We start from the raw sequence: 12,014 nt of genomic DNA, 5'->3' as shown, positions 1-12,014 counted from the left end.
CCCATGCGAGCTGAAGAGATGCAAGATCATCTGAGCTCTTCTTAGATTATTTCTTTGATACCATCGTATGCGCCTGTTAATTACGCAGTAGTGAGAGTAATATTATATTTTTATTTTACTTTAGAAGCAAAGATATTCTGAGATTGTCGTTTGTTCTTCCTCTTGCCAGACTCGGTCCTTGGGGGTAGGTTCCGCCGCAAGCCGTACCCTTAGTCTTTTCAGGTGGCCGTCTTCCCATGAAAGCGCGCGTCTTCGTGACTTTGAAGCCCGGGGTTCTGGACCCGCAGGGCAAGGCGATTGAGCATGCCCTCGGCTCCCTCGGTTTCTCCGGGGTGGAGGAGGTCCGCCAGGGCAAGCTGATCGAGTTGGACCTGAGCGAAAGCGACCCGGCCAAGGCCGAGGAAGCGCTCAAGGCCATGTGCGAGAAACTGCTCGCCAACACCGTGATCGAGAACTACAGGATCGAGCTGGAGGGGTGATGAAGGCGGCTGTCATCGTCTTCCCCGGATCCAACTGCGATCGCGATGTCTTCGTGACGCTCGCCAAGACCCCGGGGATCGAGCCCTTTTACGTCTGGCACAAGCAGGCGGACTTCGACAAAGCCGACCTGCTGGTGCTGCCTGGCGGCTTTTCCTTCGGCGACTACCTGCGCTGCGGCGCCATGGCCGCGCAGTCTCCGGTCATGAAGGAGGTGGTCAAGCGCGCCAAGGCGGGCGTGCCCACGGTCGGGATCTGCAACGGCTTCCAGGTGCTCTGCGAGTCGGGGCTGCTGCCGGGCGTGCTGATGCGCAACGCCAACCTGAAGTTCGTCTGCCGCGATGTGCACCTGCGCGTGGAGAACAGCCAGACGGTCTTCACCAGCCGTTACGAGGGCGGAGAGGTGATCCGCATCCCGGTCGCCCACCACGACGGCAATTACTTCATCGATGAAGCGGGGCTGAAGGGCTTGCAGGACCGCGATCAGATCGCCTTCCGCTATGTCTCGGCGGGCGGCGCGGAAGAGCCGGAGGCGAACCCCAACGGCTCGCTCGCCAACATCGCGGGCGTCTTCAACGAGGAAAAGACGGTCCTGGGCCTCATGCCCCACCCCGAGCGGCTTTCCGACCTCGCGCTCGGCGGCGCCGACGGCCAGCCGCTGTTCGACAGCCTGGCGGGGGCTCTGGCATGACCATGACCGATGCGCCCATCACGCCGGAGATCGTGGCCGATCACGGCCTCTCGCCCGAGGAGTACGAGCGCGTCCTGGAGATCATGGGCCGCGAGCCGAACCTGCTGGAGCTTGGCATCTTCTCGGTCATGTGGTCCGAGCACTGCTCCTACAAGTCCTCCAAGCGCTGGCTGAAGACGCTGCCGACGAGCGGCCCGCAGGTCATCCAGGGCCCCGGCGAGAACGCGGGCGTGGTCGACATCGGCGACGGGCAGGCGGTGATCTTCAAGATCGAGAGCCACAACCACCCGAGCTTCATCGAGCCCTATCAGGGCGCGGCCACCGGGGTAGGCGGCATCCTGCGCGACGTCTTCACCATGGGCGCGCGGCCCATCGCCAACCTCAACGCGCTGCGCTTCGGCGACCCCAGCCACCCCAAGACGCGCCACCTGCTGGCCGGCGTGGTGGCGGGCATCGGCGGCTATGGCAACTGCGTGGGCGTGCCAACCGTGGGCGGAGAGGTGAACTTCCATCCGGCCTATAACGGCAACATCCTGGTCAACGCCATGACCGTGGGTCTCGCCGACAGCGACAAGATCTTCTATTCCAAGGCGACCGGCATTGGGAATCCGGTGGTCTACGTCGGCTCCAAGACCGGGCGCGACGGCATTCACGGCGCGACCATGGCCTCCGCCGAGTTCGACGAGGACTCCGACGAGAAGCGCCCCACGGTCCAGGTCGGCGACCCCTTCACGGAGAAGCTGCTGATCGAAGCCTGCCTGGAGCTGATGGCCACCGACATGATCGTGGCGATCCAGGACATGGGCGCGGCGGGGCTCACCTCCTCCTCCTTCGAGATGGCCTCCAAGGGCGGGACCGGCGTGGAGCTCAACCTTTCGGCGGTGCCTTGCCGGGAGGAGGGCATGGTGCCCTACGAGATGATGCTCTCCGAAAGTCAGGAGCGCATGCTGATGGTCCTGAAGCCCGGCCGCGAGGAGGAAGCGCGCGCCATCTTCGAGAAGTGGGACCTGGACTTCGCGGTGATCGGTAAGCTGACCGACACGGGCCGCATGGTCCTGACCTTCGAGGGCGAGGTGGTCGGCGAGCTGCCGATCGACCCCTTGGCCGAGGCCAGCCCCGAATACGACCGCCCCTGGGAACCGACTCCCGCGCCCGCCGTTCTGGACGCCGGCCAGGTGCCCGAGCCCGAGAACTATGGCGAGGCTCTCCTGACCCTGCTGGGCTCGCCTGATCTCGCCTCGCGGCGCTGGGTCTGGGAGCAATACGACCACATGGTCATGGGCGACACGGTGATCCGGCCCGGCGGCGACGGGGCGCTGGTGCGGGTCCACGGCACGGAAAAGGGCCTGGCCGTCACCACCGACTGCGCGCCGCGCTACTGCCTCGCCGACCCGCAGACCGGGGGCGCCCAGGCCGTGGCGGAGGCCTATCGCAACATCTCGGCGACCGGCGCCAAGCCGCTGGCGGCCACCAACAACCTCAACTTCGGGAACCCGCAGCGCAAGCGGATCATGGGCCAGCTCGTCGGCTGCGTGAAGGGCATGGGGGAGGCTTGCGCCGCCCTCGACACCCCGATCGTCTCCGGCAACGTCTCGCTCTACAACGAGACCAACGGGCAGGGGATTCTTCCCACGCCGGTGATCGGCATGGTCGGGCTGCTCGACGACATCTCGCGCCACGGCGTGGCTGCGTTCCTGGATGAGGGCGAAAGCGTCTATCTGATCGGCAAGACCGAAGGCCACCTCGGCCAGTCGCTGTACCTGCGCGAGCTGTACGGCCGGGAGGAGGGCGCGCCCCCGCCGGTCGACCTGGAGGCCGAGGCCAAGGCCGGCGGTCTGGTGCGCGAGGCCATCGCCCAGGGGCTCGTGAAGAGCTGCCACGACCTCTCCGACGGCGGCCTTCTGGTGGCTTTCGCCGAGATGGCGCTGGCGGGCGGGACCGGCGCGGAACTGGACCCGGCGGCGGCGGGGGAGACCCCACTGCACGCATGGTTGTTTGGCGAGGATCAGGCGCGTTATCTTGTCTCCACACGCGACGGCGAAGCGCTGGAGGCTTTGGCGAAGCAGTTTGGTGCGCCGCTCACCCGGGTGGGGCGTACCGGCGGTGCTTCGTTGACAGTCACCGGACGCTTCACCATATCGCTGGACGAGGTAAAGAAGCGGCACGAGGGCTGGTTGCCCGCTTACATGCAGGGTGAGCTTTAGGCCCGGAAACGAGCCAGCCGGTAAGGCCAGACAGGAAGGACCAGTATCGACCCATGCCCATGAACCCCTCTGAGATCGAAACGCTGATCAAGGATGGCATTCCCGACGCCAGCGTAACCATCGAGGACCTGCGTGGTGACGGCGATCACTACGCCGCCTACGTCGTGTCCGAGGCCTTCCGGGGCAAGTCCCGGGTGCAGCAGCACCAGATGGTCTATCAGGCGCTCCAGGGACGCATGGGCAACGAATTACACGCCTTGGCGCTGCAGACCTCTGCGCCCGAGGCCTGAGCCAGAACGAGCCTACGAGGAAAAGGAGTTAGGCAAACCATGAGCAATCCGGTTTTCGAGCGGATCCAGCAGGATATCGACGGCAACGAGGTCGTGCTCTTCATGAAGGGCACCCCGGTCTTCCCGCAGTGCGGCTTCTCCGCCGCCGTGGTGCAGGTCTTGAGCCACCTGGGCGTGCGCTTCAAGGGCATCAACGTGCTGGACGACCCCGGCCTGCGCCAGGGCATCAAGGACTTTTCCAGCTGGCCGACCATCCCGCAGCTTTACGTGAAGGGCGAGTTCGTCGGCGGCTGCGACATCATCCGCGAGATGTTCCAGTCCGGCGAGTTGCAGGAACTGCTCGACAAGAAGGGCGTGCAGAACCAGCCGGCCGCCTGACGGGGGGCGATCATCACGGCAAGGGACCGAAGGGCCGGCCGCTCTAAAAGAGAGCGCCGGCCTTTTTTCCGTTCTTGGAAAGGACGCGGCCATGAAACTGAAGCGCCTGGATCACGTGAACATCCGCACCGGCGACCTGGCCGGCCTTACCGCTTTCTACGGCGGCCTGCTGGGTCTGGATAAAGGGGCGAGGCCTCCCTTTGGCGTGGGCGGGGTCTGGCTCTATCTGGGCGACCAGGCCGTGGTCCACCTCATTGAGGTGGACAGCACGCCGGATGCCCCGACCCCGCGCGTCGAGCACTTCGCCTTCATGGCCGAGGGGCTGGAGGAGACCAAGGCGCGCCTGGACGGCGCCGGGCAGGCCTTCCGCGAGGTCTTGGTGCCGGGCTACGGCTGGACCCAGATCTTTCTGCGCGACCCCGACGGCAACAACGTCGAGCTTACCTTTACCGAGACAGGCGAGGCCCGAGAGGAGGCAAGGCGCCGCCCATCCTTCGAGACGCGGACCTTCGTCCGCTCCTCAGGATGAGGAGGAGCCCCCGCGCCAAATCTCACCTGGAGGAAGCAAGGCGCCGCCCATCCTTCGAGACGCGCCCTAAGGCGCTCCTCAGGATGAGGAGGAGCCCGCGCCAAACCTCATCCTGAGGAGGTCCCGAAGGGGCCGTCTCGAAGGATGGGCGGCGCTTTGCGGTGAACCGGACGCGCTAGCCGCCCGGGCCCGGTTCCCAGCCGTCCGGGGCCATCTCGAAGCCTGAGAACTCGAAAGCCGGGGCGACGGTGCAGCCGCAGAGGCTCCAGCCGCCGAGGGGGCGGGCGGATTGCCAGACCTTGGGTGCGATCACGCAGTGCGGGGACTCGCCCGCCGCGATGTCGCTGCCCAGAAGGACACGCTCGACCCCTGCGCCGTCCGGGGAAAGCAGCAACTCCAGCGGCCCGCCGGCGTAGTGGTGCCAGACCTCCGTCGCATCGGTCACCCTGTGCCAGCGGGACTGCTGGCCGGCTTCCAGCAGATAGTAGATCTGGGTCAGGCTGCCGCGCCCGCCGTCCGCGGGGGCGTCGCGGTGGGTCTCAGCATACCAGCCGCCTTCCGGGTGCGGCTGGAGCGAAAGGCGCTCGATCAGGCTCGTCGGGTCGGTCATGGCGGCAAGTTTGCCCAGCTTGCGCGCAAAAGAAAACCGGCCCTCGCGAGGGCCGGCTTCCTGTTTGTTCCGGTGGGTGTCTGTAACCGCAGGTCAGCTCGAATAGAACTCGATGACCAGGTTGGGTTCCATGTGGACCGGGTAGGGCACGTCGGCCAGCTGCGGGCCGCGCACGAAGCGCGCCTTCATCTGGTTGTGGTCCACCTCGATGTAATCGGGAACCTCGCGCTCCGGAGAGCCGCTGGCCTCCAGGACCAGCGCCATCTGGCGCGACTTCTGCTTCACCTCGATCACATCGTCGTCCTTGACCATGTAGGAGGGGATGTTGACCTTCTTGCCGTTCACCAGGACGTGGCCGTGGTTGACGAACTGGCGCGCGGCGAACACGGTCGGCACGAACTTCGCGCGGTAGACCACGGCGTCCAGGCGGCGCTCCAGGATTTCGATCAGGTTCTCGGCGGTGTTGCCCTTGCGGCGATCGGCGGCGTCGAAGTACTTGCGGAACTGCTTCTCGCCGATGTTGCCGTAGTAGCCCTTCAGCTTCTGCTTGGCCATCAGCTGGGTGCCGAAGTCGGTCGGCTTGCGGCGGCGCTGGCCGTGCTCGCCGGGACCGTATTCGCGCTTGTTGATCGGGCTCTTGGGGCGGCCCCAAAGGTTGACGCCGAGACGGCGGTCAATTTTGTACTTGGAATTCAGACGCTTACCCATGGCAGCGTATCTCCTCTTCATTCGAGAGTGTTGTTGTCCCGGTAGTCCGTCCGAGGTCTTTCTCGGCGGCGGGGAACGGCTTCACGAGGCCGGCCCACATTCCCGGAAATGCTTTGTGCGCGCGGGACTATAGGGATTCCGCGCCCTTTGTCAAACCTCGGATTGCCCGCTTACTGCACCGTCGAGGGGGCGGGGGCGTCGCCGGGGCCGGTCTCGGGCAGGACGCCGAGGCGGCGGGCGACTTCCTGATAGGCCTCCTCGATGCCGCCCAGGTCGCGGCGGAAGCGGTCCTTGTCCATCTTCTCGCCGGTCTTGATGTCCCAGAGGCGGCAGGAATCGGGGCTGATCTCGTCGGCCAGGACGATGCGCATCTCCTCCGCGCCCTCCTCGCCGACCCAGAGGCGGCCGAACTCCAGCTTGAAGTCCACCAGCTTCAGCCCGATGCCGTGGAACAGGCCGGAGAGGTAGTCGTTGACGCGCACGGTCATGGCGACGATCTCGTCCAGCTCCTGCGGGGTCGCCCAGCCGAAGGCCAGCACGTGCTCCTCGGCCACCAGCGGGTCGCCCAGCTCGTCTGACTTGTAGCAGTACTCGATGATGGTGCGGGGCAGGGGCGTGCCTTCCTCCATCTTGAAACGCTGGGCGAAGGACCCGGCGGCAATGTTGCGCACCACGATCTCCAGCGGGACGATCTCCACCTGACGGACCAGCTGCTCGCGCATGTTGAGCCGGCGGATGAAGTGCGTGGGTATGCCCATCTCGCTCAGGTGGGTCATGATCAGCTCGGAGATGCGGTTGTTCAGCACCCCCTTGCCGGTGATGGTGCCGCGCTTCTGGGCGTTGAAGGCCGTGGCGTCGTCCTTGAAGTACTGGACGATGGTGCCGGGTTCCGGACCCTCGTAGAGGACCTTGGCCTTGCCTTCGTAGAGGCGCTTGCGTCGCATGGGCTCGTTCATCCTTCCCCTGGGCGGATGGGCGTTAGGCTTGATCTTCGCACTGATAGTGCCGCGATTGCTATAGCGCAAGGGCCTCAAAGCCCGCGGCTTCCGGCATGCCCGGGCAGAAGAGCCAGCGGGGTTTGACCTCTGGGTCCTCCGGCAGGGCGATCAGGGAGGAGGAGACGGTCTGGAATCCATTGTCCAGCTCCACCGTCATGGCGCCGCCGGGCCCGGCGTCCTCGTCGTGCGCCCGGCTTGACAGCAGCGCCTGCCAGTCGGCCCAGTCGCCGGCGTCGGGATCGGGCGCCCGGGCGGCCTCGAACAGCGGGCGGTAGCGCGCGATGCGCGGGCTCTGGGTATCGTTCAGGTCGCGCGCGGTCAGGATGGAAAGACCGTCAGGAAACGCCTGCCGCTCGACCAGGGCGCCCTCGCCCCGCAGCGTCAGCCACCAGGCCTCGCGCGCATCGGCCACCACCAGGTTGAAGCCCCGGTAGGCCTCCGGGTTGATGTCGGCCAGCGCCTCGGCCGCCGTGCGCGCCTCGGCGTGGTCCAGAGCTTCCAGCACCAGTTCGCCCCGGCTGCGCTTGCCCGCCTGCGGCCCCAGCGTGCCGTAGCGGTTCAAGACGGCGGCGACGACGCCGTCCTTGTTGATCCCCAGCCAGCTTCCGCCCGAAAGCCGATCGCGCCCGGCCAGCACCTCCGGCCTGTCGGACCAGTGCCGGGCGGGCGGGTCCCAGGGCCGGTCCTTCATCTCGTCGCGGTTGGCGGCGAGGAGCAGCGGCCAGTCGTGGCCGGGGCGGCGGAGGAGGACCAGGGTGCACATGACGGCGGGCGGGTTTCCTATCGGATGGGAAGCGGTATAAAAATGCCTTCCGTGAGAGGCTGCTGGGGGTAGAGGGAGCGGCTCAGAGAGGCTATAAGCTACAGCAAAGCGACACCATTGGGACAAAGAGGGAGCCTGTAAAGCCCATGAACAGCTTCAGCGACCGCGAAAAGGCGTTCGAGGACAAGTACAAGCACGATCAGGAACTGCAGTTCAAGGTCGAGGTGCGCCGCAACAAGCTCCTGGGCCTCTGGGCCGCCGAGCTGCTGGACAAGAAGGGCGAGGATGCCGACGCCTACGCCAAGGAGGTCATCTCTTCCGACTTCGACGAGCCCGGCGACGACGACGTGCTGCGCAAGGTCCTGGGCGACCTGACCGATGCCGGCGTGGACTTCAGCGAACACCGCCTGCGCAACAAGATGGACGAGCTGCTCTCCATCGCCAAACAGCAGGTGATGACGGAGTAGGCTTGGCCTCGCCTCTTTGCTGGGAAGACAGGAAAGCGCCGGAGTGATCCGGCGCTTTTTCCTTTAGCTCTGTTGCTCAGGCGGCTGGGTCCGTGGTCTCCAGCCTCGGATCGCCGCCGAGGCCGCGCACGAGCTCCATGGTCTCCTCCGCGGCGGCGTCGAGTTCTTCGGCGTCGCGGCCGCGCAGCACCAGGGCTGTCCCGAAGTTTCCGGCCTTAAAGGAGGGATAGCTGCCGATCTGGAGGTCGGGGTGGCGGCTTTGGATTTCACCCAGCCCTTGGGCGATCGCGCCCTCCGGCAGGTTGGAGACCACGGTGCGCGAGAGCACCGGCGCCCCGCCGGTCAGGCCGCCCGCGATGCCGTCGAACATGGCCTGCATGATCTTCGGCACGCCCGCCATGACATGGACGTTCGCGATCCGGAAGCCGGGCGCGGCGCTGACCGGGTTGCCGATCAGCGTTGCGCCTTCCGGCGTGCGCGCCATGCGCAGCCGCGCCTCGTTCAGCATGCCGGGTTCGTAATGCGCCTCCAGGATCGCGCGGGCCTCTGGGTTCTCGATCAGCGGCACCTCGAAGGCCTTGGCCACGCAGCCGGCGGTGATGTCGTCATGGGTCGGGCCGATCCCGCCGGTCGTGAAGACGTAGGTGAAGCGGCTTGAGAAGTCCCGCACCGCCTTCACGATGGCGTCTTCCACGTCCGGGATGACGCGGGCCTCCAGAACGACGATGCCCATGGCGTGAAGGCGCTCTCCCAGGAAGGGCAGGTTCACGTCCTTCGTGCGCCCTGAGAGGATCTCGTTGCCGATCACCAGGATGCCGGCGGTGATGTCCTTGGACTGGGGCATGGTCGCCGCGGGCCGCCCGGCCTACTCGACGGCGAAGCCGCGGCGCTGCATGCACTGGCGGAAGAGGCTGTCGCGGCGGCGTTCGTACTCGTAGGGCTTCAACTGCTGGCGGAAGTTGCCATAGTCGCCGCCGATGCCGGTGCGGCCATAGCGCCCGCTGATGTCCTGATCGATCTGCTGGTCGGCGCGCACCTGGGACTGGGCGTAGCTGTAGCACTGCTCGTAGGCGGCGGCGCGCTCCGGGTCCACCTGATCCGCGGGGATCGGCTCGCCCTCGGTGGCCGCCGGCGGGGCGGAGGTCTCGCCGTCGGTCAGCGGCGGCGTGCCCCGCTCGTGCTTTTCCGTCTGTGCGCAGCCGGCCGCGAGAACCAGCAGCAGGACGGCGAGCGGGCGGAAAAAGGGGACCTGGACCATGCGGTACTCCGGTTGTCTTGCGCTTGCGCGCGGGCGTTTTGCGCTGCAATAGATTGCAAGCTTAATTTGAAGCCCTTTACGGAACGTTGCAAGAGCGGGGCGCGCGGTGCATCTTCTGGGCCCATGCAACTCCCCGCTCCCCTGATCCCCGCGCGCCTGATACGGCGCTACAAGCGCTTTCTGGCCGACGTCCTTCTGGAGGAAGGTCAGGGGGCCGCGCGCGAGACCACGGTGCTTTGCCCCAATCCCGGCCGCATGATCGGGCTGGATGCGCCGGACAGCCGCATCTGGCTTTCGCGTTCGGACAACCCCAAGCGCAAGTATGCCCTGACCTGGGAGCTTTCGGACCTGCCGGGCGGCCTGGTGGGGATCAACACCAACCTGCCCAACGGCATCGCCGCCGAGGCGCTGGAAAAGGACCGCATCGAAGACCTGCGCGGCTATGAGAGTCACAGGCGCGAGGTGCGCTACGGCGCGAACAGCCGCGTCGATTTCCTTTTGGAGTCGCCGGGGCGCGCGCCCTGTTACCTGGAAATCAAGAACTGCCACCTGATGCGCGAGCCGGGGCTGGCCGAGTTCCCCGACGCCGTGACCGCGCGGGGGCTGAAGCATCTGGAGGAGCTGGGGAACATGGTGGAGCAGGGCGCGCGCGCCGTCATGCTCTATGTGGTGCAGCGAGAGGACTGTGCGCGCTTCGCCCCGGCCGGCGACATCGACCCGGCCTATGCCGAGGGTCTGACGCGGGCCAAGGCGCGGGGCGTGGAGATGCTGGCCTATTCCTGTAAGCTCAGCCGCAGCGAAATCTTTTTGGACAAGCCGTTAGAGACCCTTATTTAGTAAGCAATCCGGGGCATCCCCCGACGAGAGTGAGAGAAATACCGAGGCATGAACCAATACGCGATTCAGGAACTGCGCACGCCCGAGGGGCGCATTCCCCTCTACGGCGACGAGGGCTTCGAGGGCATGCGCCGCGCAGGCCGCCTGGCCGCAGAGACGCTGGACTTCATCACCCCGCACGTTCAGGTGGGCGTGACGACCGAGGCGCTGGACAAGCTCTGCCACGATTTCATCCTGGAGCACGGCGCCATTCCCGCGCCGCTCAACTACAAGGGTTTCCCGAAGTCGATCTGCACCTCGATCAACCACGTGATCTGCCACGGCATCCCGACCGACGAGAAGACGCTGCGCGACGGCGACATCCTGAACATCGACGTGACCGTGATCCTCGACGGCTGGTACGGCGACACCTCGCGGATGTTCACCGTGGGCAAGCCCAAGCTGCTGGCCCAGAAGCTGATCGACGTCACCTATGACTGCATGATGAAGGGGATCGAGGTCGTGCGCCCCGGCGCCACCCTCGGCGACGTGGGGGCTGCGATCCAGGCGCATGCCGAATCCAACCGCTTTTCCGTGGTGCGCGACTTCTGCGGCCATGGCCTGGGGCGGGTCTTCCACACCGCGCCCTCGGTGCTGCACTACGGACGCCAGGGACAGGGCATGAAGCTGGAAGAGGGCATGTTCTTCACCATCGAGCCCATGATCAACGTCGGCAAGCCCGACGCCATCATCCTGCAGGACGGCTGGACGGCGGTGACCCGCGACAAGAAGCTCTCGGCGCAGTTCGAGCACTCCTTGGGCGTGACCGCGGACGGCTGCGAGATCTTCACGCATTCTCCTAAGCAGTGGAGCAGACCGCCCTACGACTGAGACAAAGGGGAGAAACCAAGAGGGGGCCAGCGGTGGCGGAGAAAAAAGACCTCAGAGAGGCACCGCACTACTTCGGACACCGGCAAAGACTGCGCGAACGCTTCCTGGAAAGCGGCGGTGGAGGCTTGGCCGACTACGAGGTCATCGAATTGCTGCTGTTCGGCGCGAAGGCGCGCGGTGACGTAAAGCCGCTCGCCAAGGCGCTGCTGCGCGAGTTCGGCAGCCTCGCCGGCGTGCTTTCCGCAAAGCCCGAGGAACTGGCCCGCGTCAAGGGCATGGGCGAGGCCTCGGTCGCCGCCCTCAAGATCGTGCAGGAAGCAGCGCTGAGGCTGGCGCGCCAGGAAAGCCGCGAAGGCCCCATCCTCTCCTCCTGGGACAAGGTGCTGAACTACCTGCGCATCGTGCTGGCCGAGGAGAAGGTGGAGCGCTTCCACCTCCTGTTCCTGGACCGCAAGAACCGCCTGATCGCCGACGAGGAGCAGCAGCGCGGCACGGTCGACCACACGCCGGTCTACCCGCGCGAGGTGGTCAAGCGCGCCCTGGAGCTGGGCGCCTCGGCCATCATCCTGGTGCACAACCACCCCTCGGGCGATCCCACCCCCTCCAAGGCCGACATCGCCATCACCCGCGAGATCGCCGAAGCCGCCGCCAAGCTCGGCATAGAAGTCCACGACCACATCATCATCGGCCGCAAGGGCCACAATTCCCTGAAGTCGCTCGGGCTGTTTTAAGCTGCCCCCACCTTGACTCCCAAGCCCCTCCCGCGCTTCTTAGGCGGCGGTTGATCCGCCGTCCTTTTGAGTCCCTGGGAGCCTGCCCATGATCCCGCGTTATTCCCGTCCCGAGATGGTCGCCATCTGGGAGCCCGAGAACAAGTTCCGCATCTGGTTTGAGATCGAGGCGCACGCCTGCGACGCGCAGGCCGAGCTGGGCG

Annotated in this window: 16 protein-coding genes; 10 read left to right on the top strand and 6 right to left on the bottom strand. The window is 66.0% G+C overall.

Going from position 1 to position 12,014, the window contains the following annotated elements; translation table 11 throughout:
• Positions 1-236: 236 nt before the first annotated feature.
• The 6 genes from purS to P8X75_12765 all read left to right on the top strand — a co-directional run bounded on the left by purS (position 237) and on the right by P8X75_12765 (position 4,569).
• The gene (gene purS / locus P8X75_12790; GenBank protein ID MEJ1996064.1) at positions 237-479 is read left to right on the top strand and encodes a phosphoribosylformylglycinamidine synthase subunit PurS; all 243 of its coding nucleotides are present in this window, start codon (positions 237-239) and stop codon (positions 477-479) included.
• Complete coding sequence (purQ, locus tag P8X75_12785) at positions 479-1,168, top strand: phosphoribosylformylglycinamidine synthase subunit PurQ (GenBank protein ID MEJ1996063.1); 690 nt, start codon at positions 479-481, stop codon at positions 1,166-1,168. The genes purS and purQ overlap by 1 nt, the downstream gene beginning before the upstream one ends.
• Positions 1,169-1,170: 2 nt before the next feature.
• A complete protein-coding gene (gene purL / locus P8X75_12780) occupies positions 1,171-3,372 on the top strand; it encodes a phosphoribosylformylglycinamidine synthase subunit PurL (protein MEJ1996062.1) in 2,202 nt (733 codons plus the stop codon).
• 53 nt (positions 3,373-3,425) lie between these two features.
• Entirely contained in the window at positions 3,426-3,662 is a 237-nt protein-coding gene (locus tag P8X75_12775; GenBank protein MEJ1996061.1) for a BolA family transcriptional regulator, read from the top strand.
• A 39-nt stretch (positions 3,663-3,701) separates the two neighbouring features.
• Positions 3,702-4,040, top strand: coding sequence for a Grx4 family monothiol glutaredoxin (gene grxD, locus P8X75_12770; GenBank protein MEJ1996060.1), 339 nt, complete (start codon positions 3,702-3,704; stop codon positions 4,038-4,040).
• 91 nt (positions 4,041-4,131) lie between these two features.
• Positions 4,132-4,569, top strand: coding sequence for a VOC family protein (locus P8X75_12765; protein ID MEJ1996059.1), 438 nt, complete (start codon positions 4,132-4,134; stop codon positions 4,567-4,569).
• 175 nt (positions 4,570-4,744) lie between these two features.
• Here the strand turns inward: P8X75_12765 and P8X75_12760 are convergent, their stop codons facing one another.
• The 4 genes from P8X75_12760 to P8X75_12745 form a co-directional block, all read right to left on the bottom strand.
• Positions 4,745-5,179, bottom strand: coding sequence for a cupin domain-containing protein (locus P8X75_12760; protein MEJ1996058.1), 435 nt, complete (start codon positions 5,177-5,179; stop codon positions 4,745-4,747).
• Positions 5,180-5,272: 93 nt separating this feature from the next.
• On the bottom strand, positions 5,273-5,887 hold the full coding sequence (rpsD, locus tag P8X75_12755; GenBank protein MEJ1996057.1) for a 30S ribosomal protein S4: 615 nt from the start codon (positions 5,885-5,887) through the stop codon (positions 5,273-5,275).
• Positions 5,888-6,057: 170 nt separating this feature from the next.
• Positions 6,058-6,843 carry a phosphoribosylaminoimidazolesuccinocarboxamide synthase gene (locus P8X75_12750; protein ID MEJ1996056.1) on the bottom strand — a complete coding sequence of 262 codons (786 nt, stop codon included), beginning with the start codon at positions 6,841-6,843 and terminating at the stop codon, positions 6,058-6,060.
• A 58-nt stretch (positions 6,844-6,901) separates the two neighbouring features.
• Positions 6,902-7,648, bottom strand: a complete 747-nt coding sequence (locus tag P8X75_12745) for an NRDE family protein (protein ID MEJ1996055.1) — start codon at positions 7,646-7,648, stop codon at positions 6,902-6,904.
• 146 nt (positions 7,649-7,794) lie between these two features.
• Here P8X75_12745 and P8X75_12740 point away from each other — a divergent pair, with 146 nt between their 5' ends.
• A complete protein-coding gene (locus tag P8X75_12740; GenBank protein ID MEJ1996054.1) occupies positions 7,795-8,115 on the top strand; it encodes a DUF1476 domain-containing protein in 321 nt (106 codons plus the stop codon).
• A 76-nt stretch (positions 8,116-8,191) separates the two neighbouring features.
• On the opposite strand, the gene P8X75_12735 is transcribed toward P8X75_12740, so the two are convergent.
• Positions 8,192-8,959 (bottom strand): molybdopterin-binding protein, encoded by a 768-nt coding sequence (locus P8X75_12735; protein MEJ1996053.1) that lies wholly within the window; start codon positions 8,957-8,959, stop codon positions 8,192-8,194.
• Positions 8,960-8,980: 21 nt separating this feature from the next.
• Positions 8,981-9,373, bottom strand: coding sequence for a hypothetical protein (locus P8X75_12730; GenBank protein ID MEJ1996052.1), 393 nt, complete (start codon positions 9,371-9,373; stop codon positions 8,981-8,983).
• A 123-nt stretch (positions 9,374-9,496) separates the two neighbouring features.
• Between P8X75_12730 and sfsA the strand changes: the two genes are divergently transcribed.
• From sfsA to radC, 3 genes are read left to right on the top strand one after another with little or no spacing between them, the layout of a single operon-like run.
• The gene (gene sfsA / locus P8X75_12725; protein ID MEJ1996051.1) at positions 9,497-10,210 is read left to right on the top strand and encodes a DNA/RNA nuclease SfsA; all 714 of its coding nucleotides are present in this window, start codon (positions 9,497-9,499) and stop codon (positions 10,208-10,210) included.
• A gap of 48 nt (positions 10,211-10,258) precedes the next feature.
• The gene (gene map / locus P8X75_12720; GenBank protein MEJ1996050.1) at positions 10,259-11,080 is read left to right on the top strand and encodes a type I methionyl aminopeptidase; all 822 of its coding nucleotides are present in this window, start codon (positions 10,259-10,261) and stop codon (positions 11,078-11,080) included.
• A gap of 32 nt (positions 11,081-11,112) precedes the next feature.
• Positions 11,113-11,811, top strand: a complete 699-nt coding sequence (gene radC, locus P8X75_12715; GenBank protein MEJ1996049.1) for a DNA repair protein RadC — start codon at positions 11,113-11,115, stop codon at positions 11,809-11,811.
• Positions 11,812-12,014 lie beyond the last annotated feature (203 nt).

Source organism: Limibacillus sp., assembly GCA_037379885.1.
Classification (GTDB): domain Bacteria; phylum Pseudomonadota; class Alphaproteobacteria; order Kiloniellales; family CECT-8803; genus JARRJC01.
Note: the sequence above shows the minus strand (reverse complement) of the source record. Positions and strands in the feature narration are given on the sequence as shown.